General features: G+C 39.3%; 21 protein-coding genes and 2 riboswitches. Of the genes, 10 read left to right on the forward strand and 11 right to left on the reverse strand.

The window, feature by feature from the left end; genetic code table 11:
- Window positions 1-14: 14 nt before the first annotated feature.
- From ABC255_RS04090 to ABC255_RS04100, 3 genes are all read left to right on the forward strand, one after another.
- Window positions 15-1,310: an ABC transporter substrate-binding protein gene (locus ABC255_RS04090; RefSeq protein ID WP_412991520.1), complete on the forward strand. Its 1,296-nt coding sequence runs from the start codon at window positions 15-17 to the stop codon at window positions 1,308-1,310.
- A 154-nt stretch (window positions 1,311-1,464) separates the two neighbouring features.
- Complete coding sequence (locus ABC255_RS04095) at window positions 1,465-2,316, forward strand: carbohydrate ABC transporter permease (RefSeq protein ID WP_412998476.1); 852 nt, start codon at window positions 1,465-1,467, stop codon at window positions 2,314-2,316.
- Window positions 2,316-3,146 carry a carbohydrate ABC transporter permease gene (locus tag ABC255_RS04100; RefSeq protein ID WP_412991522.1) on the forward strand — a complete coding sequence of 277 codons (831 nt, stop codon included), beginning with the start codon at window positions 2,316-2,318 and terminating at the stop codon, window positions 3,144-3,146. Before ABC255_RS04095 ends, ABC255_RS04100 begins: the two co-directional genes overlap by 1 nt.
- Before the next feature lie 62 nt (window positions 3,147-3,208).
- On the opposite strand, the gene ABC255_RS04105 is transcribed toward ABC255_RS04100, so the two are convergent.
- The 5 genes from ABC255_RS04105 to ABC255_RS04125 all read right to left on the reverse strand — a co-directional run bounded on the left by ABC255_RS04105 (window position 3,209) and on the right by ABC255_RS04125 (window position 7,817).
- Window positions 3,209-4,423: a M20 family metallopeptidase gene (locus ABC255_RS04105; protein WP_412991524.1), complete on the reverse strand. Its 1,215-nt coding sequence runs from the start codon at window positions 4,421-4,423 to the stop codon at window positions 3,209-3,211.
- Window positions 4,424-4,513: 90 nt separating this feature from the next.
- Entirely contained in the window at window positions 4,514-5,344 is an 831-nt protein-coding gene (locus ABC255_RS04110) for a MetQ/NlpA family ABC transporter substrate-binding protein (RefSeq protein ID WP_412991526.1), read from the reverse strand.
- Between the two features lie 17 nt (window positions 5,345-5,361).
- Window positions 5,362-6,012, reverse strand: a complete 651-nt coding sequence (locus tag ABC255_RS04115; RefSeq protein WP_307307985.1) for a methionine ABC transporter permease — start codon at window positions 6,010-6,012, stop codon at window positions 5,362-5,364.
- Window positions 6,002-7,033 carry a methionine ABC transporter ATP-binding protein gene (locus tag ABC255_RS04120; RefSeq protein WP_412991529.1) on the reverse strand — a complete coding sequence of 344 codons (1,032 nt, stop codon included), beginning with the start codon at window positions 7,031-7,033 and terminating at the stop codon, window positions 6,002-6,004. The genes ABC255_RS04115 and ABC255_RS04120 overlap by 11 nt, the downstream gene beginning before the upstream one ends.
- Before the next feature lie 89 nt (window positions 7,034-7,122).
- Window positions 7,123-7,226: riboswitch (SAM riboswitch) on the reverse strand.
- 72 nt (window positions 7,227-7,298) lie between these two features.
- Window positions 7,299-7,399: riboswitch (SAM riboswitch) on the reverse strand.
- 223 nt (window positions 7,400-7,622) lie between these two features.
- On the reverse strand, window positions 7,623-7,817 hold the full coding sequence (locus ABC255_RS04125) for a hypothetical protein (protein ID WP_412991531.1): 195 nt from the start codon (window positions 7,815-7,817) through the stop codon (window positions 7,623-7,625).
- Between the two features lie 240 nt (window positions 7,818-8,057).
- Here ABC255_RS04125 and ABC255_RS04130 point away from each other — a divergent pair, with 240 nt between their 5' ends.
- Complete coding sequence (locus tag ABC255_RS04130) at window positions 8,058-8,516, forward strand: CBO0543 family protein (protein ID WP_412991533.1); 459 nt, start codon at window positions 8,058-8,060, stop codon at window positions 8,514-8,516.
- Between the two features lie 57 nt (window positions 8,517-8,573).
- Here the strand turns inward: ABC255_RS04130 and ABC255_RS04135 are convergent, their stop codons facing one another.
- Window positions 8,574-9,872: an MFS transporter gene (locus ABC255_RS04135; RefSeq protein WP_412991535.1), complete on the reverse strand. Its 1,299-nt coding sequence runs from the start codon at window positions 9,870-9,872 to the stop codon at window positions 8,574-8,576.
- A 185-nt stretch (window positions 9,873-10,057) separates the two neighbouring features.
- On the opposite strand from ABC255_RS04135, the gene ABC255_RS04140 reads away from it, so the two are divergent.
- The gene (locus tag ABC255_RS04140) at window positions 10,058-11,296 is read left to right on the forward strand and encodes a helix-turn-helix domain-containing protein (protein WP_412991537.1); all 1,239 of its coding nucleotides are present in this window, start codon (window positions 10,058-10,060) and stop codon (window positions 11,294-11,296) included.
- A 46-nt stretch (window positions 11,297-11,342) separates the two neighbouring features.
- On the opposite strand, the gene ABC255_RS04145 is transcribed toward ABC255_RS04140, so the two are convergent.
- Window positions 11,343-13,505 (reverse strand): ABC transporter permease, encoded by a 2,163-nt coding sequence (locus tag ABC255_RS04145; protein WP_412991539.1) that lies wholly within the window; start codon window positions 13,503-13,505, stop codon window positions 11,343-11,345.
- Window positions 13,506-13,873: 368 nt separating this feature from the next.
- On the opposite strand from ABC255_RS04145, the gene galE reads away from it, so the two are divergent.
- Both galE and ABC255_RS04155 read left to right on the forward strand, forming a co-directional pair.
- The gene (galE, locus tag ABC255_RS04150; RefSeq protein ID WP_412991541.1) at window positions 13,874-14,845 is read left to right on the forward strand and encodes a UDP-glucose 4-epimerase GalE; all 972 of its coding nucleotides are present in this window, start codon (window positions 13,874-13,876) and stop codon (window positions 14,843-14,845) included.
- Window positions 14,846-15,607: 762 nt separating this feature from the next.
- Entirely contained in the window at window positions 15,608-17,344 is a 1,737-nt protein-coding gene (locus ABC255_RS04155) for a sensor domain-containing protein (RefSeq protein ID WP_412991543.1), read from the forward strand.
- Between the two features lie 37 nt (window positions 17,345-17,381).
- Here ABC255_RS04155 and ABC255_RS04160 read toward each other — a convergent pair whose 3' ends face one another.
- Together ABC255_RS04160 and ABC255_RS04165 are read right to left on the reverse strand one after the other, a co-directional pair.
- Window positions 17,382-17,852 (reverse strand): GNAT family N-acetyltransferase, encoded by a 471-nt coding sequence (locus ABC255_RS04160; RefSeq protein WP_412991545.1) that lies wholly within the window; start codon window positions 17,850-17,852, stop codon window positions 17,382-17,384.
- Window positions 17,853-18,206: 354 nt separating this feature from the next.
- Window positions 18,207-18,926, reverse strand: a complete 720-nt coding sequence (locus ABC255_RS04165) for a metallophosphoesterase family protein (protein ID WP_412991547.1) — start codon at window positions 18,924-18,926, stop codon at window positions 18,207-18,209.
- A gap of 135 nt (window positions 18,927-19,061) precedes the next feature.
- Between ABC255_RS04165 and purU the strand changes: the two genes are divergently transcribed.
- Window positions 19,062-19,961: a formyltetrahydrofolate deformylase gene (gene purU, locus ABC255_RS04170; protein WP_335531301.1), complete on the forward strand. Its 900-nt coding sequence runs from the start codon at window positions 19,062-19,064 to the stop codon at window positions 19,959-19,961.
- A gap of 84 nt (window positions 19,962-20,045) precedes the next feature.
- Here the strand turns inward: purU and ABC255_RS04175 are convergent, their stop codons facing one another.
- Window positions 20,046-20,819: a CPBP family intramembrane glutamic endopeptidase gene (locus tag ABC255_RS04175; protein ID WP_412991550.1), complete on the reverse strand. Its 774-nt coding sequence runs from the start codon at window positions 20,817-20,819 to the stop codon at window positions 20,046-20,048.
- 179 nt (window positions 20,820-20,998) lie between these two features.
- Here ABC255_RS04175 and ABC255_RS04180 point away from each other — a divergent pair, with 179 nt between their 5' ends.
- Together ABC255_RS04180 and ABC255_RS04185 are read left to right on the forward strand one after the other, a co-directional pair.
- Window positions 20,999-22,219: a histidine kinase gene (locus ABC255_RS04180; protein ID WP_412998477.1), complete on the forward strand. Its 1,221-nt coding sequence runs from the start codon at window positions 20,999-21,001 to the stop codon at window positions 22,217-22,219.
- Window positions 22,194-22,850, forward strand: a complete 657-nt coding sequence (locus ABC255_RS04185; protein ID WP_412991551.1) for a response regulator transcription factor — start codon at window positions 22,194-22,196, stop codon at window positions 22,848-22,850. Before ABC255_RS04180 ends, ABC255_RS04185 begins: the two co-directional genes overlap by 26 nt.
- A 51-nt stretch (window positions 22,851-22,901) precedes the next feature.
- On the opposite strand, the gene sleB is transcribed toward ABC255_RS04185, so the two are convergent.
- The gene (sleB, locus tag ABC255_RS04190; protein WP_412998478.1) at window positions 22,902-23,582 is read right to left on the reverse strand and encodes a spore cortex-lytic enzyme; all 681 of its coding nucleotides are present in this window, start codon (window positions 23,580-23,582) and stop codon (window positions 22,902-22,904) included.
- Window positions 23,583-23,589 lie beyond the last annotated feature (7 nt).

Consider the following 23,589-nt stretch of genomic DNA (forward strand, 5'->3'; position numbering starts at 1 on the left):
GAGGGGGTTAAAAAATGAAAAAGTACATGTCGATTATGCTAGTAATGATTTTGCTCATGCTGTCCGCCTGTTCTAATAATACTGCAGGGGATGAAGAGAAAACGGGGGATTCAAAAAATCCTGCCGGGACAATCACGGTATGGGGATGGGATGTCGCTGCAGCAACGATGGAAGCTGCAGTTGAGGGATTTCAGAAGAAGTATCCTGATGTAGACGTGAAGGTAGAGGATTTTAATAGCTCCGATTTATACGATAAATTAACAGTTGGTCTGGCAGCACGGGGTTCAGGATTACCGGATGTTGTGTTAATGGAGGATGAACGAATTCCTGGATACTTACACCAATTTCCCGAAGGATTTGTAAATTTGAACAAGCTTGGGTATGACCAATATAAAGATTCTTTCAATCCAGCTAAGGTCGCTGCTGTTCAGAATAAAGACGGGGATTTCATCGCGGCCCCATGGGATATTGGTCCTGCTGGAATGTTCTACCGAGTAGATTTCTTTGAAAAGGCAAATATTGATCCAAATACCATTCAAACATGGGATGACTATATTGCAGCAGGGAAGAAGATTAAAGAAGCTACTGGTGCGCAGTTATTGCCGATAGATATACCGAACTATGATGGTGTTTTCCAAATGATGATGCAGCAGCAAGGACTTTCTTATTTTGATAAGGACGACAAAATCACCCTGCAATCCAAGGAAGCGATCCGAGCCATGGAAGTCATCAAAAAGCTTCATGAAGAGGACTTGGTCCTAAACAATAAAGGATGGGATGGGATTGTAACGGCAACAGTAAATGGTAGTGTTGCTACCATTCCTTATGGTGTTTGGTATGCAGGAACTATCATGGATCAAGCGCCAGATTTAAAAGGAAAATGGGATGTATTCTATCTGCCGAGCTTTGAAAGTGGCGGCACCAGATATGCGAATGTAGGGGGATCATCTGTGTTGATTCCTTCATCAAGCAAAAATCAATCTGCTGCCTATGCCTTTGTGGAATTCTTTACAACAGATCCAGAATCCCAATTGTTAGGATTTGAAAAGTATGGGCTTTTCCCATCCTTAAAGGAAACGTATAGCACTCCAATATTTACTGCGAATAACGAGTACTTTAATAATAGTCCCATTTTCAAAAAGTTTGCTGATATTGTTGATCAAGTGCCACAGATTAACTTGAACGAAAACTTTGCAAAAGCAAGCAGTTTAACGAGTAATGCACAGGCAGCAATTTTACTCGAAAACAAATCAGTAGAGTCTGGATTAAAGGATGCAGAGGAACAACTAGAAAATGAAATAAAAAAATAGATTTTTAGAAAACGAAAGAGCTGAGTATTCTAATTTTTCTCAGCTCTCTCTTATTCTAAAATCTCTTTAAGTTAGGAAGGTGGCTCGTTTGGAGCAGACAGAAAAGGTTTTAAATACCGAAACGAACTTTCAAGTCAAAACGAGAAAAAGTCTTTTGACCCCTAAAAACGTCCCATATGTTTTTATCGCACCGGCAGTGCTGTTAATCTTGATATTTACCGTTTATCCCGTGATTTTTTCGTTTATCTTAAGCTTTCAAGAGGTACGGGGGCTGGAGAAAACATTTGTGGGTCTAGCCAATTATACACGGTTATTTCAGGATCCGGTTTTCTATAAATCACTTTTAAATACCTTTCAAATATTGATTGTTCAAGTTCCAATCATGCTCTTTCTCTCTTTACTGATTGCAGTGGGCCTCCATTCTTCCATGCTAAAGGGGAAGGCGTTTTTCCGAATTTCTTTCTTTATGCCTGCCATCACAGCGCTTGTTGCTGCGTCAATTGTTTTCATGATCCTATTAGATGAACATTTTGGTCTCGTCAACTATTTATTATCATTCTTCGGTGTTGAAGCCGTCCCTTGGTTAACCACCCCATTTTGGGCAAAGGTCTCTGTCATTCTTGTCATGACTTGGAGATGGACTGGATACAATATGGTGATTTTCTTAGCTGGCCTACAAAATATTCCATCAGAATTATATGAAGCAGCAAGTATTGATGGAGCAAGTAAAGTAAAGCAATTTTTCATGATCACGATTCCTCAATTAAAACCTGTATTTATTTTTACTGTTGTCATGTCAACTATTGGCACCCTTCAGCTATTTGATGAGCCGTTCATTTTGACTCAAGGCGGACCAAATAATGCCACGATGACGATTACGCTATATTTATATGAAGCAGGCTTTAAATTCTTTGACTTTGGATATGCTTCAGCGATTGCTTATGTTCTTGTCATCATAACGGCAATCATTTCATGGGTTCAGATGAAACTAGTAGGTGATGATTAATGATCTATTCTAAGAAACGATCCTCGAAAATAGGGCTTTATTGTTTATTAATAGCAGGTGTGTTTTTATCGATTGCGCCGTTTTATTGGATGCTTGTCGGTTCTACCCTGCCATCAGGAGAGATTTTTCGTTTACCTCCTAAACTTCTTCCAGGTGACTACTTAGTAAAGAATTTACATTCGCTTAATGAGTCATTGGGGTTTGCCAAAATCTTTTGGAATTCATTGTTTATTGCACTCGTTTATACATTGGTTAGCACACTTATTAGTTCAATGGCTGGGTACGCATTTGCAAAATTTAATTTTAAGGGTAAGAACTTGTTCTTTTTTATTATTTTATGCACACTAATGATTCCTTCTCAGGTGACATTGATTCCTTTGTTTGAAATGATGGTTACCTTTAATTGGTTAAACACGTATCAAGCGATTATTTTACCAACCCTTGCTTCTCCTTTTGCGATTTATTTGATGAGGCAGAATATGAAATCTGTTCCAGACTCGATTATCGAGGCATCACGTGTAGATGGGGCAGGAGAATTAAAAATATTCTTCACGGTTATCTTGCCTGTAACAAGACCTGCAATGGCAGCTGTTGCTATTTTTCTATTTATGTCACAATGGAATAGCTTACTCTGGCCGCTTATTACGCTAAATTCGGAAGAAATGTTTACTCTGCCTGTTGCATTATCCAGTTTAATCGGGATGGCGCGGATTGATTATGGACAGTTAATGTTAGGAACTGCGTTATCTACGGTCCCCATTATGGTCTTTTTCCTATTGCTCCAAAAGCATTTTATTTCTGGGATTTTAGGTGGTGCGGTAAAAGAATAAGAGGTAGGTAGGGTCCTAAAATTAGAGAGCCCAGCGACAAGGTTATGTCACTGGGCGTCTTTTTATATGGACTCTGCCGCTTTTCTCTCTTTAAATTCTGCTTTAATCTGAGTTAATGTATCAGTGTCTGTAATCAGTTTTAAAGCAGTTAGTGCAAGAGCTTTAGCACCGGTGATGAGTGCTTGGTCTCCTTTAGGAGAGGCTGCGGCTTCTCTAAATGGTACCGTATGCGGAATAAGATCGCTCGCACCAATTTTTATATAGGGATGAATGGTTGGGACAACCTGACTGATGTTTCCTGCATCTGTTGAGCCGATGCCTTTGTTTCCACCTTCAACCACGGTTTCACCTAGTTCTTCAACGATTTCCTTGAATACAGCATTATAACTACTATTTAATAGAAGATTGTCAACTTCATTTTGGAAAGCAATCACGTTTAACTTTGCCCCTGTAGCCAATGCGGCACCTTCCGCCACTGCTTTTACTCGTTGAGTAACTTCGTTCAAACCAGTTCTTGTTGCAGCTCGGATGTAAAATCTTGCTTTTGCATATTCAGGGATAATATTTGGTGCATCCCCGCCATGGGTGATGATTCCATGAATCCGTACATCGCCCGGTAGTTGCTGCCTTAATGCATTGATTCCATTAAAAAGCTGAATAACTGCATCGAGTGCATTTATTCCTTCATGCGGGTTAGCTGATGCATGTGCCGGCTTTCCAATAAACTCAAAATCTAGTGGATCTACAGCTAGAGATGAACTGGTTAGTCGTGTCTCACTATTCGGGTGAATCATTAGTGCGGCGTCAATCCCGGTCACTAGTCCGTGTTTAACAAAACTGCCTTTTGCACTGCCGTTTGGCCCGCCTTCTTCTGCCGGGGTACCGAAAACAACGGCTTCTCCGCCTGTTTCTTGTAAAACTTTACTCAAGGCAATCGCTGCAGCAACACTAGTGGTTCCAATAATATTATGTCCGCATGCATGTCCTAGGCCTGGAAGGGCATCATATTCGGCTAGGAATGCAATGGATGGACCTGGTTTTTCTGACTTTTTACGAGCAATAAATGAAGTTTCATGTCCAGCAACTGCCTTTTCAACCGCAAAGCCTTCTTTTAAAAGAATGTCGGCCAAGAGGGCAGAAGCAAAAAATTCTTCATTGCCGATTTCAGGACTTTCATGAATTTTCTGACTAGTTGACAGGTAAAGCTCTTTATTGCTTTCTACATTTTCTATAATTGTTTCTTTTAAGGCGTTTATGGATATAACAGTTTCTGACATCGTTTTTCCCCTCCTTAAATTGTCCAGCTCCAGCGCCAGAGGAAAATTGAACTGCATTTTTCCCTTTTCAAGGCGCTTCCGCTTTTCTTTCTACCAACCAATATTGCTAAGTGGCACGAATGTTGGAATCATGTTGCCTTTGTACTCTTTTTCAATAAATTCTGCTGTATCTTCTGATTGGTAAAGTTCTGCTATTCTCTTATAAGTTTTGTTGTCTTTGTCTTTTGCTTGGACAGCGATAATATTCAGGTAAGGGGTAGCTGTTTCACTTTCAGCAAAAATCGCATCTTCTAATGGGCTAAGACCTGCATCACCGGCAATCCCGTTATTGATCACAGAAGCAGCAACGTCTGGCAATGCTCTAGGTGTTTGCGCTGGTACAACTGGAACAAATTCAATGTTCTTAGGGTTTTTCTTTATTTGAGTAAGATCTCCATTTGGATCAAAATCTTTTGGTAATTCAATAAGTCCAGCTTCTTGAAGAAGTAATAATGCACGGCCTTGATTGGATGCATCGTTCGGAAGCGCAATTTTTGCACCATCTGGAATGTCTTTGACATCTTTGTGTTTTTCAGAGTAAATTCCCATTGGGGCAAGGACGGTAGTTGCGATTGGCACTAGGTCTAATTTGTGTTCTTTAATAAATACATCAAAATAGGCAACGGTTTGGAATGCATTAACATCTATTTCACCTTCTGCAAGTGCAGTGTTGGGAGCAACGTAATCTGAGAATGATACGATTTCGATATCGATTCCCTCTTTTTCAGCCTTTTTCGCTACAAAATCCCAAATACGTGTATCGGTTCCGCTAACACCAAGCTTAACGGTAGTGGTTTCTTTACCCTCTGATGTTTTCTCAGCGCAGCCAGCGCCAATAATCGCTAATGTAATAATAATGATGGATAGTAAAAGTTTTTTCATCGTATTTTTCCTCCTAGTTATCTTCGTCTAATTTTTTTTGCTGCTATATTCCCAAATGACTGTAGACCTTGTACGATCACAATCAGAATTCCTACTGTAATCATCATCGTGACTGTATCAAAACGCTGGTAGCCATATGTAATTGCCAAATCTCCAATTCCACCGCCGCCGACTGCCCCAGCCATTGCCGAAGCACCAACAAGACCGATGGTCGCGATTGTCAGGGCAAGAACTAGTGAGCTGAGTGCTTCAGGAATTAAAAATTTACTAATAATTTGCCATGGGGTTGCGCCCATTGCCTCTGCTGCTTCAATGACACCAGGATCAACCTCTAGTAAGGAATTTTCTATCAATCTGGCAATATAGGGTCCTGCATAGAAGACGAGAGGAACTACTGCTGCTGCGGTTCCAATCGAAGTTCCAACAATCAACCTTGTAACGGGTATCATTGCCACCAATAAAATGATGAACGGAACAGATCGGAAAATATTAATAATTCCATTCAATACATTAAAAACCGGCAGATTCTGAAGCAGATGGCCTTTCCGTGTTACGACAAGTAAGATTCCCAGCGGCAGTCCAAGGATGGTTGAGAACAAGAGTGAAAAAGCAACCATCTGGACCGTTTCAATTAAAGCAGAAATAATTTGCTCTGAGTTAACTAGCATGTGCTGTCACTTCCTTTATGCTGATTTTCTTCTGGTTGATGTAGGTTAATGCACGGATGATTTCTTTGTCAGAGCCTTGGAACTCAACAATTAAGTTTCCAAACGGTGTGCCTTGAAGCTCAGTAATGGTTCCGAACAGGACATTGATATGAATATCAAACTGTTTGGCAAGTTCGGAGAGCAGGGGCTGACCGGATGTGCTGCCTACAAAATTAATTCGGTAAACCTTTTGCATTCCGTCATGTTTTTGAATGATTTCTTTTATAGAATCAGGGATCTGGTCGTTCATGACAGAGCTTACAAAGTTCTTTGCCGTCTCCGTTTTAGGAGATGAAAAGACGTTAAACACCGTGCCTTCTTCAATAATTTTACCGGACTCAATCACTGCCACTCGGTCGCAAATTTCTCTGATGACCGCCATTTCATGGGTAATGATTAGAATGGTTATGTTGTATTCCTTATTGATTTTTTTCAACAGCTGTAAAATGGAGCTGGTTGTCTGTGGATCAAGTGCAGATGTGGCCTCATCACAAAGTAGAATCGATGGCTGTGTTGCCAAGGCCCTTGCAATTCCAATTCGCTGCTTTTGTCCGCCTGAAAGCTGGTCAGGATAATAGTCCGCCTTGTCGGCCAACCCGACAAATTCTAGTAATTCCTGAACGCGCTTCTTAATACCATCCTTTGGAACTTTGGCAAGTGTCAGAGGCATTGCGACGTTGGCAAACACTGTTTTTGAGTTTAATAGATTAAAGTGTTGAAAAACCATGCCAATATTTTTCTTAATCTCACGGACTTCTTTTACGGACATCGAAGTGAGGTCATGACCATCGACGATTACACTACCTGAGGTCGGACGCTCTAGTAAGTTTACACAGCGGATAAGTGAACTTTTCCCAGCACCGCTAAACCCGATTACTCCGAAAATCTCTCCCTTATTAATCTTCAAATCAATTCCATTCAAAGCTGCAACCTGCTGCCCGCCACTTTCATAAACCTTTTTAAGATTCTGAAATTCGATCATGGTGTATCTCTCCTTTTTTAACAAATAAAAAACCCTCTTCTTGGAAACAAGAAGAGGGCATGCCGATGCAAAGTAATAGCAAAAAACTCTTCTTATCTCCCAAGCTTGCTGCTTGCTGGATTTGGCACAGTCCCCAATTGGTTCCGCTGCCGAGGTGTCATAGGGCCAGTCCCTCAACCTCTCTGGATAAGAAATATTATTCAGTTAAAAATAAAAAACCTCTTCTTGAAAAAGAAGAGGGCAAATTGAAATAATTAGCGTCCTCTTCTTATCTATCAAGTCGCACTTGCTGGATTTGGCACAGAATCTTGTGATTCCGCTGCCGAGGTGTCATAGGGCCAGTCCCTCAACCTCTCTTGATAAGAAGTATTTTTACTTTATTCATTTTTTGAACTTGTTAATTAATTTACTGTAGGGATAGTGAAAAGTCAAATCCCTTTTTTAAAATAATAATTAATTCCTTGGTTTTAAAGCGTTCTCAGTGCTTATAAATAGGCATTTTTAATAAATAAAAAAAATTTACTGCTGGCCTTCGCAAAAAACAAAAAAAGAGCGATAGTTTTCGCTCTCTTTCTTGAACTTTAAACAACTATCTTCTTTTTACCAAACAAAGTACCCCTTGGATGATTAACACAAGTGAGAATAAAAGGACAGCTATGACACCAATTAGGAGAACTAACGGACTAAGCGGCGCTAAGAATCCAGTTAGCTCTACTCTTAATAAGGCAAAACCGGCAAGGATACATAAGAAGTATAAAAACGGACTGCGATCTAATACACTCATTGCATATTCACTCCTTTCTTGGGGTTAATTCATTACTATTCATAAAAGGAGTATTTTATTTACCAGAATAATAAATCAGTCACAAATAACTATTTATTTGGAAAATTAATCCTCCTGTTCGGGTGGGTAGAGTAGGTCTTTTGGCATTTTATCTGGATGAGGATTGATAGGTGACTATATGAGCAAGGATTTGGAAAGTATAATTTTTAATTAGTTGTTTTTGAAGGAGATAGTCCATCCATGTGGAAGCTGGTATTTATTTTCTTTTTTATTCTTGTTATCATTGCTTTTCTAGTCCCAAAGAGATTGACTAAAATTGAATTATATACAACGAGTCTTTTTGCTTTGGTATTTGGTATCAATGTAGATTTGGTTCTCGTCTTTAAATACCATTTGTACGGATATTTTGGTGAAGGTTTTCAATGGCTGGGGTTTGTTGGAGAATTTCTTTACTTTATTCCAGTCAGTATTTTGTTCTTAAACTATTATCCCTTTAAACGGACTAACCAACAGAAACTCTTTTATATCCTTGCATGGACAGCAGGATCCTCCATTATTGAATTTATTGTTGAAAGGACTCACTTTTTTAACTATACTGGCTGGAAGCTCTGGTATTCCATCTTTCTATATCCCATCGTTTTTCTAATCTTGGTGTCTCATTTAAGGATGGTTAGGAGAATTATAAAATTAGATCGATAAAAATGGGGTTGGATTCTACTGAATCCAACCCCATTTGTTAGGATAACTTAAACTTCATCAAAATGCTTCCACACTTTTCTTCACTACTTTTTCCGCTTTAAGCTCCGGATGAACCCTTCGTATGACGGTTGGTCTTAAAAGAGTAAGTACTACACACACACATAATCCAGATGACAGGAGCAGAACCCATTCTGCAGGGAAGACATCATACAGAAATCCATACAGCACCATACCTAATGGTGATAAAGCAATTGCTACTGTTTCAATGAGTGAAAATACACGTCCCTTAAATTCGTCGGCAATTTGTTTTTGCATCATCACTTGTGTTGGCGTGTTAACGAAAACAATACACACTCCTAAAACAAATTGAAGAAGAATGTAGTAACCAAACATGATGTTATAAGACATAATGAAGAGTAATGGAAGAGTGGAACTTCCCATGACGACCCCCATGAGAACAATGCCTCTTTTTGAAACCAGCAGTGGAAATTTTATCTCTTTCCGAATGGAGAGATAAATCGATAACAGCAGCATACCGACCGCGAAGGCACCTTCTGTAAAACCAAAATGATGGGAAAGCATTTTTAATTTTTCAATCAGAATAAAGGAATATCCAACCTGATAGGCACTGAAAAGGAAATTAACTAATAACGCAATCCAGATAATGGTCATCAACATCGGCTGTAATTTTAAATAGGATACACCGGCCTTCATTCCTTGCCACATGGATTCTTTCGACTTCTCCACTGTTTCTGCTTTTTGGACAGCGAACAAAGTGAAGTTCATCGTAGCATCGAGAACGATTGCCACCGTTGAAGCAGCCATATAGAAAATAAGGAAAATTGGCATGGAAATCACTCCATACAAGAGTCCTCCGACTGCTGGAGAAGCAATAGCCGCAAAGGAAACAGACATTTGATTTAATGACATGGCTTTTTGAATTCTTGTTTCATCCACAAGCCCTGTAATCGAGGAAGTGAACGCTACACTGGAGAACATGGATGTAAGGGACAGAAGGCAGGTAGTAATATAGATAGCGGTTAAAGATAATCCAGAGGTGACACTGACGACTAACAATCCCCCTATCCCTAAGGTCGTCGCTATTTGTGAGGTAATTGCAATCCTTTTCCGTGGGTACTTATCGATGATATAACCTGCAAATGGAGCTGCGATGGTACGAGGCAATACATTACATATCAAATTCAGTGCAAAACTTTTCGCCGATCCTGTTGCCTGCAAAATATAAAAACTAATTGCAAATGAATATACCTGCGAACCAAACGAAGCAATCAGTTTGCTGATGGTGAATGTCCAAAGATGATAAGTGGCTTTTTTCAACATTACACTGCTATTCATAAAAATCTCCTCTTTTCTTTAAAGTTTAATTTAATTAAACAAATCATAACACGAAGTTTTTACCAAATCAAGTAATAAGTTTAATTAAATTAAACAAATTTATTTTCATTTCGTTTACATCTTTCAAATTATGGATAAGTTTAATATAATTAAACAAAGAAACGTTTTAAGGAGTTGCTCTTTACATGTTAGGAGACCGTATACGAAAATTAAGAAAGCAGAAAAAGCTGACGCTTGAAGCCCTGGCAGGAAAGGGACTTACCAAGGGCATGCTCAGCTTAATCGAGAACAATAAAGCACAGCCCTCTATGGAGAGTCTTGCCTATATTGCTGAGGGATTAGGGGTGGAAGTAACTGATTTATTAGAGGAAGTCAGTACAATGGAATTAAGAGAAGTTCTTGAAAAAGCAGAAAAGCTGTACAATGAAAAAAAAGATAAAGTCGATGATAAATACCAACAGCTTTTAACCCTTATCGAACCCTATATAAAAAACCTTACACAAGGGTATGAGGGGGCACGCTTGTTAGATATTTATAGCAGAAGTTTATATGAAGAAAAAATACCTGGCTGGGAGAACCTCGCAGGCCTTGCTGCGACTATGTATGACAAGATGAATGTAACAGCCAATCGTGCGCAAATTGCAATATTTCGTTCTATGGTCAAATTCATTGAACATGATTATTCCAATGCATTAGAGATATTACTAAGCGAACGTATGGAAATCAAATCAAATCATGTCTATATGGACCCCATGACACAGGTTGACCTTGACTATACAGAAGCGATTCTTCATTTTGCAGTTGGTGACTATAAGACGGCCTCTCATGTAATGGAGAATGCCTTGATTTTTTCAAAAAAGCACAGAATCTTTTATCGTGCTGATGATTTATACAGAATCGGTGCCGGACAGGCCATGATGTTTAGTGATAAAGAAAAGCGAGAGCATTATTTACGTAAGTTAAAGCAATACGGTGATTTTGCTGAGGATTCGTTGTCCATCCTCGTTCATGACCTCCTTATTGCCATGACTTTAATTGCTGAGAATAAAGAGTACGCCAATGCCATTGAAATTCTTGACCATTACTTAGCCAACCCGCAGGAAGAAGAAGTGGTGGAATCACTTTATACAATTGAAAAAGGAAAAGCTTTATATGGTCTTGGAGAATTTACGGAAGCGATTCGTCAATTTGAAAAAGTAGAGACTCCGACCACTACTCACCATCCATTTGATTTGTCACTTTTTTATGTTCGCTATTCATACAAAGCTTTATGCCATGTGGAGCTTGGCGAAATGGAAAATGCGCTTCAATCCGCAGAAATGGCAGTGAAGAATTTTAAAAACATCCCATCTTTGCCTTTCAAGGAATTTGCGATTGAGACATACAATGCTATTCTTGCAAAAATTAACCCCGTACAATCCTAAGTGTACGGGGTTCTTTTTTTGTTTGAAGCTAGCTCCAGCCATGAAGTTACATCCCACGTTCAAACCCTCGTTTAAACTTTGGTTTTATTTTTCGGTCGATCTTTTTACCCACATCAGGTTCGAGAGTACGATCTGCTTCATTTCCAATCACTTTAAAACTTTCCTTTGTCATTTGATAGGAAGGAACTTCACTTGTATTTTTAAATTTTTTCTTTTGAGCTTTTGGAAGTTTATATAACACGCCAACTTTTACTTGCTGCACTTCTTTTACACCTTGTATAATCAGCTGCATTGCAAAAATCGCCAGCATGAAGGCAGCTAAAATCCACAAGTACCAGTAGCGGCCAGAAGCAATGGTGGTCCTGCCTAATTCTCCAATTAATCCTGACCATTCATGGGTTATCGACATTGGCGGATCCGCACCCATTGGATCAAAGTCTAGTTTTGTCCCGCCAAAGAAAAATTTAAAAATCCCTAAATGAATAAAGATTAATAGAACTTGGATAAATTGTGTTCCTAATAAAATCGTTAAACGGGCACTAATATGCGGGAAGATGTGCCGCCAGAAGAGATGAAATCTACTGCCGCCTAAAACGCGCGCACTGGCAATAAATTCATAATCAAGAACTCGCTTTATCTCACTACCTAGTAAAACACTTGTTAACGGAACGACCAGGATGGTTAAGACGAACATTTCTAGTAAAATTCGTTCCGTAAACGTATAGGTAAATTCATAGCCAAAGCCAGTAAACGCCGGCATTAAGATCGGCGCCAACAGAATATATGCCACCAAGCTTAAAGGCAGGAAATGAATTGAGTCTATTAACTTTGCTAGCCATTGCTGGGTGCGGGGTCCTAAGTAAAAAGCATAAAAAACACCAAACAATAGCCCGCCAACTACACGTAATAATGCGATTAACAATGCAAAAATCAACGTATATTTCGCACCGATCACTAACTGGTCAAAAAGACTGAAGCCTAATTTGTCGGATCCGAAGAAAAAGGGCTTTGTTGGCGCATGTGGAGCAGCACCAAGCAGCGTCGCGCCATCTTCTGCGTAATATAGTCTGACTTGATCAACGTGGTTGTCGGTTGTGACCGAATAAATAATGCTGTAACTGATCGTTACAATGAAAAATAAAGCCCCAAGCGCAAATTTCCAATTTTTCATATGACGGTAAAAAATAAAGAATACATTGATAAATGGACGGAATGGTGATATTTTTCTTAGGTTAATGGATTTAATAGAATAAAGGATGTTATCAAAAAACCTCTTTGTCCCCTCCACCATATTTCCAATGCGCCATCTTTGCCACCAGGAACTCCGTCTTGTTTCGTAAGATAGTGGCAGATCTTCCTTTAGCCATAGATCTACTAACTGGAATAGAAAGTAAAAAGGTGTAAAAATAAGACCCAAAGTAACAAAAATAGTTATAGGTTGGAAGTTATCAAGTAAGTAGAAAGTTAGCCCGTGTACGTTAAAAATTCGTTCAATAATAAATTGGCTGGAAAGTGTTCCCCAAATAATAATTTTTATATGATGGAATGAAAGAGGCATGATGTTTTTTAAAATATGTCTAATTAAGATATTGAATTTGTCTATCCCTTTGCTTTTGACAAAGGTAACATATACCTTCAAAAACTCTTCTTCAATCATAAGGAGGAGGATTTTAAACATGGACACAAGCGGTAAGATTGCTAACGTTACAATTGGAGCAAAATAGGCCTTTTCTGTAAAGCTGGCAACCCGAAATAAATCGACTCCAAACGACTTAAAGATCATAATAGATAGTACTTGTAAAAGAGTACCGAGTATCAAGTCTGGAACAGACTCCAGCACATCAAGTAATCTCTTGATAGGACTAAGCACGATTTTAGGCAAAAAGGCGGACCCTAATGCGAGAAGAAGGGCGATACTGAAGCCTGCCAAAAGAGCACCTAACAGGATTTGCATGGAATAAATAAATGCCGGCCCCATAATCTCCATCATCGGGGCACCACCCGTCTGCGATCGTTCGAACTTATAAATCCATGACTCTGGTTTCATTAAGTCCTTCCCAAAAGAGAATAATTGATCAAGATACCCTGTTGATTCTGGAGTTCCTCTAGTGGAAAAATATTGTGGGAAAATACTCACACAAAATATAGATACCATTCCAAGTAGATAGTATGTAAATAATCTAATAAACCGCAAAATTCCCCACCTCATTTCTCCTCCTTCAAAGTTATTACTTTCGTACAATAGAAGTAGTGTCACGTAAAAGAAATTATATTCTAAATTTTCACTCCTTTCAACCTGCTAAAAAACTAGAAAGCATATTGAACTTAGATTACTGTCCAGCTCCAGCGCCTAGGGGCTCTGGGTCATAAGCCAATCCGTCAAGAAGGTTAAAGAACAACCTTCTCGCCGGCCCGTCTTATGCCTGTCGCCCCTGAGCAAGGCGCTTCCGCTTTTCGGGTTATTTCCAATAATTTCTATGTCTCATTTTTGGACGTAAGCAAGGGTGGATTTGTTACAATGATTTTGTGATAAAATAAAACTTATAAGAAAAATTTTTTGCATAAGGGGAAATGACTATGATTCTCGTTGTTGGCGGTGCTGGTTATATCGGCAGTCATCTTGTTAAGGAATTAGTGGAAAAGGAAGAGGTAATCGTATTAGATAACCTGTCTACAGGTCATCGTGAAGCGATTGATACAAGAGCGATTTTTGTACAAGGCGACCTCGGAAATGAAGAAGACTTACAAATGATTTTCTCTAGTTATCCCATTAAGGCTGTTATGCACTTTGCTGCTTTTAGCCTAGTAGGAGAGTCTGTAGTTGATCCTCTTAAGTATTATGAAAATAATGTAGCAGCGACGTTAACGCTTCTAAAAGTAATGATGAAAAACAATATTAAGAACTTTATTTTTTCTTCTACTGCGGCTACATATGGTATCCCAAATGTTGAGATCATTGATGAACAAACAGTCACTTCACCAATCAATCCTTATGGCCATTCTAAATTAATGATTGAACAAATGCTTGCTGATTTTTCCAAAGCCTATGGTTTGAACTATGTCGTTCTACGGTATTTTAATGCGGCTGGGGCACATGAATCATCTAAGATTGGTGAAAGCCATGACCCAGAAACGCACTTAATTCCGATTATTCTTCAGCAGCTACTAGGTCAGCGCGAAAAGGTCGCTGTTTTCGGCTCTGATTATGATACGGCTGACGGTACATGTATTCGTGATTACATACATGTCACTGATTTAGCCAGCGCCCATATCCTTGCAGTAGAGGCTTTATTAAGTGAGAAGAAAAGCGCAGAGGTTTATAATTTAGGAAATGGTCTCGGGTTTTCGGTTAAAGAGGTTATAGAGACGTGCGAAAGAGTAACCGGGGTAAAAGCAAATGTTGAAATGGCTGACCGTCGTGCAGGGGATCCTGCTAGGCTCGTCGCTTCATCACAAAAGATTTTCAGTGAATTAGGCTGGAAAGCCGAGCGGAATTTGGAACAGATTATAGCAGATGCCTGGAAATGGCATAACAATCAGCAGTATTAAATAAAGGCTGTTTTCGTAAAGATTGTTGTTAAAATCTTAAAGCCGATTTTTAACGTGGAAAAAGCCTAAATAAAAAACCCTTGTCCGTGGCTTGCGGGCAAGGGTATTTTTTATATGGCCTAAAATATAAAATGAATGATTAATTTTATCCAACCGAAAAACGCAATCCATAGCGGTACACTTAATGAAGTACCCCAAACTAGCCCATAGGCGAAATTACCCTGCTCGTCCATAAAATCCACTCCCTATTAGTAGTTGTAGATAATATTTCTTTTTTTCGATTGTTATACTGATTATAATGTAAAACGCTTACATATACAATAATCCAAATGGTTTATTTCACAGTGCTTAACTTGAAAAATAGAGATAAAAGCACTAAAACAATTTTCTTTAATTAAGTTTAACAAAAAGGGAATGGGAAAAAACGAAAAGCTTGGCACACTATTTCATTTTGTTTTCGACGTGTTCTAAGAAAAAAGACAACTTTTCTTCGACAGGATATTTTCTGGGAAATTAAAATAAGCTTGTTTTTTATATGGGATTGAGGCGCTTTTAATCAAACGTTTGATTAGTAATAGAAGGTGAAAAAAATGTCTGGGTTTGTTGATATCTATCACAGCTATATACGGGAATATGGTATATCGTCTCATTAACAGGTGTTTGATTCTCCGGAACGTAGAAAGGAGATTTCTCTTGAGATATCAGATTAAAAGTTCAGATTTGAGTTCCTTTGTTGAAAATTGTAAGCCTTTACTTTTGTGTATGCCATATCCGTGTTACGTAATGGATTTGGAGGGCAGTATTGTTTTTTCGAATGAAGCCGTTCAAGAATTAACAGGTTGTGAAAGACATCCTGATTATCAATGGAATTTTGTCTCGTTTTTAGAAGAAGAGGAGATTGATAAGACGATTGAGCATATTAATGCTGTCCTCAAAGGAGAAAGGAAGAGCATTCATACAAAGATTAGAAATCGGAACGGTCATATAATAGATGTAAATATCCTTTCTATTCCGGTTAAAGTAGATGGTGTAATTCTAGGTATTTGCGGCTATATTACCAGTGCAGCAAATGACAAGAATCTTTCCCCTTCCATTACTTGGAGCTGGGATACTATCTATACTGGTATTAAGAAAATTGATCGAATCGTTGTGGATAGTACGAAAAGGAAAAAAGCAGAGGAAAAATTAACGTTCTTAGCCTTTCATGATTCTTTAACCGGTTTACCGAACCGAAGGAAATTAGATCATGAGCTTCTTAAAACGTTAAGTGAAGCAAAGGAACAGAAAAAGAAGGTCGGAGTTTTATTCTTGGATCTCGACCGATTTAAATATATCAATGATTCTCTTGGTCATAAAATGGGAGATAAAGTATTACAGGTAATTGCGGATCGGTTGAAGGAAAGTTTAAGAAAGGACGATATTATTTCACGGCAAGGCGGGGACGAGTTTGTCATTTTGCTGAAAAACCTTTCAACAAAAGAGGATATTGAAGAAACCGCAGCAAGGATTAATGAAATGATTGCAGACCCAATTCGACTGCTCGGTAATGAGTTTGTACTGAGTGCAAGTATCGGGATGAGTATTTTCCCAGATCATGGTTACGAGGCGGAAGGATTAATTCAAAAGGCAGACCAAGCGATGTATCTTGCAAAGGAAAGCGGGGTAGGAATTCAGTCTTATGAATTGGGAATGTCGAAAAGTCTATCGCGAAAATTGCTGCTAGAGCAGTACCTTCATAAAGCCATTGAAAAGAATCAATTATATCTGGTGTATCAACCGATCGTTGATGTGTACGGAAAACAAGTGATTGGGGTAGAAGCACTTCTTCGTTGGAAGCACCCCGTTTTAGGTGCAATATCTCCGGGAGAATTTATCCAAATTGCCGAAGAGTCAGATTTAATTATAAAATTAAGCAATTGGGTATTGGAAACCGCCTGCAGACAGCGTAAGACCTGGGCGGATATGAACCTGCCGCCGTTCTATGTATCTATTAATGTACCAGCCAGACAAATTAATTTGGAATCTTTTCTTGAAAGTGTTAAGGACACGTTAGCACGCCATCAGTTACCAGCTAATCTTTTAAAAATTGAAATCACAGAAAGAACAGCGATGACCAATGTTCAGCAAACATTGAACACGATAAAAGAATTACAGGATAAAGGAGTCGATATCATTCTTGATGATTTTGGGGTTGGGTATTCATCCATTAGTTATCTTGTTCAATATCCATTTAATACGATAAAAATTGATAAATCCTTTATTGAAGGGCTAGAGAATAAAAATCAGCGTTCTGTCTGTCGAACATTAGTGGCAATGGGAAGAAACCTTGGAATGAATGTGGTAGCCGAGGGAGTAGAAGAGATAGAACAATATCAATTTTTATGCAGTATTGGCTGCCATAACATGCAGGGATATTATTTTAGCAGACCAACTAGTGTTGAAATGGTCGAGACGTTCTTTACTCCTGAACAGAAGAGTTTAAAGGGTAAATTTAAATAAGGCCGGAGACCGTACTGTCTTCGGCACGTACCTATTACTAATTCTTAACCATTGTAATAAATTTAGTTGAATCTCTATTAAACTCCACTTTTTTAACAAATCCGAGTTTCGTATAAAGATGAATGGCTCTTTCATTAAAATTTGCTACTGTTAATCGGATTGCATCCAGTCCATAGGTTTCTTGCATATACGAAAGGATAAACGAGAAGAATGGTGTTCCAAACCCCTGACCCGTTATTGCCGGATTCATGCCAATACCGATATCCCTCATATCCTCATCGTAGGCGCCGATTGTAGAACCGAATGGGACTTGTGCCGCGTTTCCAATACAAAAGAACCCAACGAGTTCATTGTCTTGATTTAAAACAGCATAATAGGGGTTTTCTAGTATTTCGTTAAGAGATTCAGAGGTTTCTTCATTGTTATAAAAATCATAGGGTGCTTCGTATTTCCAATTTAGTATCTGTTTTGCATATTCCTCCGTCATATTCCTTACAAATAACTGCATTTATCTAACTCCCTATTTATCTATTGGCTGTGTTACATGGACCTGTTGATTTGCGCTCCACTAAGGAAGGCTTCTTTGAATAATCACCGCAGGGACAGGCGATCTTTGCCTGTCACGAGGCACGTCGCTTTCCGCAGGCGTTGCGGTGAGCCTCCTCGGCGCTTGCGCCTGTGGGGTCTCACCTGCTCCGTACTCCTGCAGGACATTGAATTTCTTCCTCGAATTTGCCCACGCACGAAGAAAATGCGATAGCATTTTCGAGGAGTCTTCGTGCCTTCCGCGCAAATCAACAGGGTGCAAAATCTACAATTAGCTGTAACACAGCCTATCAATTAAAGAAAACACCGAGATTACTTAGATTCTAGCATTCCGAATAACGTTACTCATCATTTCTGCATTTGGGTATTGGACTTCATGATAGAGTGCTACGACATTTTCGAGTTCATAGTTTACTCTTCTTATGGATGTTTTTATATGTCCGTCCTCGATTTCAACAAGTCCATAGGATGCCTTTGCCAGACCATCGAACGGTAAACCTACGCTGCCGATGTTGATAATGACCTTGCTATTTAGATATCTAATATATGGCTTGTGAATATGTGCATATACGAAAACCTGTGCATTTTGCGTCTGTATTAAACTCGTTTCGATTTGGTTGTCGTCCGCGTTTGGGAGGACGATATCAAATAAACTAGTCGGAGTAGCGTGGAAGGCTGAAATCTCAACATCTTCGATTGTGAGATTTAATTGAGCAGGCAGGCTCTCTAAATAATCGATGTCTGATGGTTCTAGCTGCTCTACAATCCATTGGCGTTCAAGGTTCATTAACTCTAGGACCTTATCTGCCACTTCACCCTTCCGAACACCACGTACCACCCATTCATCGGCATTTCCTTTGATCACTTCAGTATGTAAATTGCGGACTAGGTCAAGAGAACGTTTTGGCTCTGGTCCACGGTAACAAATATCACCTAGCACATAAATTTTATCAATTCCCTGATTCTCAATATCCTGGAGAACTGCATCCAGCGCGAGGGCATTCCCATGAATATCAGAAATAAAGGCAATTTTCATAACCAGACAACCTCCTTTTAAAAAATTTTACCATTATTTGTTCGCGAAATAAAATTAGAATTTTCAATAAAAGATTCGCTTATAAAGGTTGTCTGCTGTATAATCTTTTCTAATAATAATAGAGGAGTTATGACAATGAATTCATATATAAAGGATCAACTAGAAAAGTTTCAACAAGAGAACCGTAATCGTGGACGGCTGCTTGTCAGCTGCCCGGATCAGCCGGGCATTGTTTCAGCCATCTCGCAGTTTTTATTTTCGTATCAAGCCAATATCATCGAATCTAGTCAATATTCTACCAATCCGGAAGGCGGCGTATTTTTTATCCGAATTGAATTTGAGTGCCCAGGTCTAAAGGAAAAGGCAAAGGATATGGAAGGGCAGTTTGCTGCGATTGCTGAGAAATTCTCGATGGATTGGAAATTAACGCATGTCTATCATGTGAAGAAAGCTGCAATCTTTGTGTCTAAGGAGCTTCACTGTTTGCTTGAATTGCTTTGGGAATGGCAGAGCGGTGATTTAATGGCGGATATTGCGCTCGTCATCAGTAACCATGAGGAGGCAAGGGAGGCGGTTGAAGGATTGAATATCCCGTTTTATTATATCCCTGCGAATAAGGATATTCGTGAACAGGTGGAAGCCCAGCAGCTTGAACTGTTAAAAGAGTATGAAATCGATTTAATAATATTAGCGCGTTATATGCAAATCCTGACCCCTAAATTTGTTGAAGTCAATCCAAAGAAAATCATTAATATTCATCATTCTTTTTTACCAGCGTTTATTGGGGCAAGACCCTATGAGCGTGCCCATGCCCGCGGTGTAAAGTTAATTGGAGCAACCTCTCATTATGTAACCAATGATCTTGATGAAGGACCGATTATTGAGCAGGATATTGCCCGAGTCGATCACCGTGACGATGTCGATAATTTGAAAAAAATTGGTCGTAGAGTGGAAAGAAGTGTTTTGGCTCGGGCGGTAAAATGGCATATCGAAGACCGGATTATTGTCCATCAAAACAAAACCATTGTTTTCTAAACGTAGCTCTAAAGTTACTAAAATAAAGAGGCTGACCAAAAAAGATGGAATTACTCCTCCTTTAAGGTCAGCCTTAATGTATCGTTACAAAGGTGTGGCTGGATAAGTAGCTTGATGTTGGTTCGATGTTGATTTTTTTAAAATAAAGAGTGAGTACAGTAAAAATGCCAAGTTGAGCAGCAAAAATACACTTAACCATTTCAGTGAATACTCTGTACTATGAACACCGTATGCTCCTGTTGCCCCATACTCTATTGCGTCCAGGACAAAATGAAAGACAATAGCCGGAAGTAAGCTTTTATTGGCTAATACCATAGCGGTAAGGGCCATGCCGGCAAAAGACGTCCAACCAAACTGGAAGAGAGCGTAGGTTACATCTGCACCTACAAAAATATTGCCGAGGTGAGCAGCTCCAAATAAGAGCGAAGGAACAATTATCGCAACTGCTTTACCAAATGGTAAAATCGCTCGAAGAAGAATTCCTCTAAATAATATTTCTTCATTCACTGCAACACCGACTGCTGCAATGAGCAATAGCGGAATATGCCCCAATGTTGAATTAAAACCAAGATAGAACGCCAATGTGATAGGGATAAGGAGTGCTGGTACCCAAACATACCATTCTTTTACTGAGGACGGCATTTTCAATCCGATTTCTTTGTCAATTTTCACCCATTTTACCGCTAAGAAAACAGTGGTTGCATAAATTAGCATGATTAACCAACCTAAATCTTTTTCAACCGTAAGGGAAGGGTTAAATGATTGGATTCCCTTTACGGCAAGCATTCCTATTAAGCCTCTGCCAATCATTACTACAAGAAATAAAACCAAACCATGACGATATAAAAATTTTTTCATTTGAATTTCTCCTTTTTGCTTCAATTTGTATCCTCATTATCGGCGAGAAACGGTCATACCTAAAAGTGAACTTGGTCATAAGAGGGTCATATGACTTTTATTACCCACAGCTTTTAACGAAAAAAGGGAAATATGAAGCGGTGTGGAATATAGTAAGTGATTAAATCAGAAGATTGAAGGTGCTCATTATGCTGCCAATTCGGCAAGAATCCCATTGGGTATATAAAACGGCACAAATAACAAGAATAGGCTGGTTTGTCTTTCATTTATTATTTCTAGCTATTTTTCTTTCTTCCATGCCTTTCTTCTGGCTAATCCTGCCGTTGTTCTTTGCCGCGTTCTTGATTCCACAATGGTCAGGAATTAAGTTTGATAGTTTCGGTGTCAGAAACTATCCTTTACTTGAATTAATTTTTAGCGGGCTGTTCTTAATTGTGGGCTGTTATTTGTTAGGGAAGTATTCATCCTTCTTGGCCTATCCTGCCCTCTGTGCTGCTATTTATAGTAATCCTAGGAAGGAACGTTGGTGGTTATGGGCGGGATTTTCCCTTGTTCCGTTTCTTGCAGTACTTGCTGTTGGATTGAATCATTTGGGTCTTGGCGTGATAGATGGCTTTTTCTTCTATGGCATTGGTATAGCTGTGGCAAAAGTTATTGAAGCCGAGAAAAAGACGCAAAGGCTGCTTGTTGAAAACAGGAGGCAGAATCAACTTTTGAAGGAATATGCAAGGCAAGTTGAAAAGGTCACGTTATTGGAGGAGCGAAATCGTTTGGCACGTGATCTCCATGATACGGTTGGACATACCTTTACATCCGTTATTATGGGACTTGACGCGGCCTCGTTTCTAATGAAAACATCTCCGGAAAAAGCACAGGAACAAGTGGATGTGTTAAGTGATGTGATGAGGAAGTCTTTAGGAGGAATTCGAACGCAAATTCATCAAATTTCTCCAAGTGAAGAAAGGGAAGAGGTACCTTCCCAGTTGAAAAAAATTGCGGATGAATTTGCCTTACATACGAAAACTAATATCCATTTTGAACATATAGACCAACATGACATCAATATATCCTCTCAAGCAACCATCGCTCTTATAAGGTGCCTCCAGGAATCACTAACTAATGCCATCCGCCATGGCCATGCCAATGAGATTATGATTACACTAAAGGCAGATTCTTCGCATGTGATCCTTTTGATACAGGATAATGGCATAGGTATCCGGGAAGTAAGCAATGGATTTGGTCTTAATGGAATGAAGGAGCGGTTAGAATCACTCCAAGGTCGGTTGAGTATTGAATCAAAGGAAAATGAAGGAACGATTGTTACTTGTTTTTTACCTGTGAGTGTAAGCCGTTTTAGGGAGGGGGTTATGCAAGATGATAAAAGTGTTACTAGTGGATGACCAGGAATTGATTACGGCAAGCCTTGCGATTGTATTAGGAGGGGAAGCAGACTTTGAAATTGTCGGTACAGCTGAAAATGGAAAGGTGGCATTGGAGTTAACAAAACAGCTTTCTCCTGATGTAGTACTGATGGACATTCATATGCCCGAAATGAATGGGGTCGACGCCACAGCTCAAATTAAAAGCCTATTTCCTTCTGTGAAGGTAATGATTTTAACAACCTTTGAGGAATTAGGATATGTTCGAGATGCGTTGGCAGCCGGAGCAGAAGGATATGTATTAAAAGCCATTCACCCAAAAGATCTTGCAGCAGGAATCAGACTCGTCCATCACGGTGGGACACTGATTACGCAGGAGATTGCGAAGCAGTTAATTACACAGTGGATTACCCCATCGGAAAAAGTAATCGAGGAAAAAAGTAATCGTAAGGATTTTGGACTCACGCAAAGAGAAGTAGAAATAGTAGAGGAACTTTCGAAAGGGTTAACCAATCGTGAAATAGCCAGAAAGCTCTTCCTGACTGAAGGAACCGTAAAAAATTATATTTCAAATATTTATTCCAAATTAGAAGTAACGGGAAGGCATAAAGCCGTGTTTAAGGCAAAGGAGCAGGGAATAATAAAGCCATAAACTAAAAAACTGTCATCTGCATAAATAAATTGTAGATGACAGTTTTCTATTTTAATTGCAGAAAATATGTTTACCAATTTTCTTAATCTGTGGGCGGCTCCATATCCAGCTGCTTGTCGCGGTATCAGGATTAAAATAATAAATGGCATTGCCAGTTGGATCCCATCCATTAACTGCATCCAATACGGCTTTTTTTGCCGTTTCATTTGGCGTTAAATTAATTTGCCCATCGGCAACAGCAGTGAAGGCTCCAGGTTCATAGATGACACCTGCGACACTGTTCGGAAAAGAGACACTTTGAACTCGGTTTAAAATAACGGCGGCCACAGCAACTTGACCTATATAGGGTTCTCCACGCGATTCTCCGTATACGGCGTTCGCCATCAATTGGATATCGTTTTGACTATAGCCATTTGGAACATTTGCCGTCGTATTCCCAGTGCCATTCTTTTCATATTTTGTTGCTTTTACAAGCATTGCCTTCGTTTTTGCCCCTACCATTCCATCGATGGGAAGACCAAATTGATCTTGAAAGTTTCGAACTGCCCAATATGTATTCCAGCCAAACACACCGTCAATCTTACCTTTATAAAATCCATTATATGAGAGGCGCGATTGCAGTTCAATCACATCTTCACCAGAAGAGCCTTGCTGGAGTACCTGGTTCGAAAATGCTTGAATATCCTTACTTTCATCGCTATTGGCTAAAGATGTTACAGTTAGAAAAATCATTATCAGC

Source organism: Neobacillus canaveralius (genome assembly GCF_047237705.1).
Taxonomy (GTDB): Bacteria; Bacillota; Bacilli; order Bacillales; family Cytobacillaceae; genus Neobacillus; species Neobacillus niacini_K.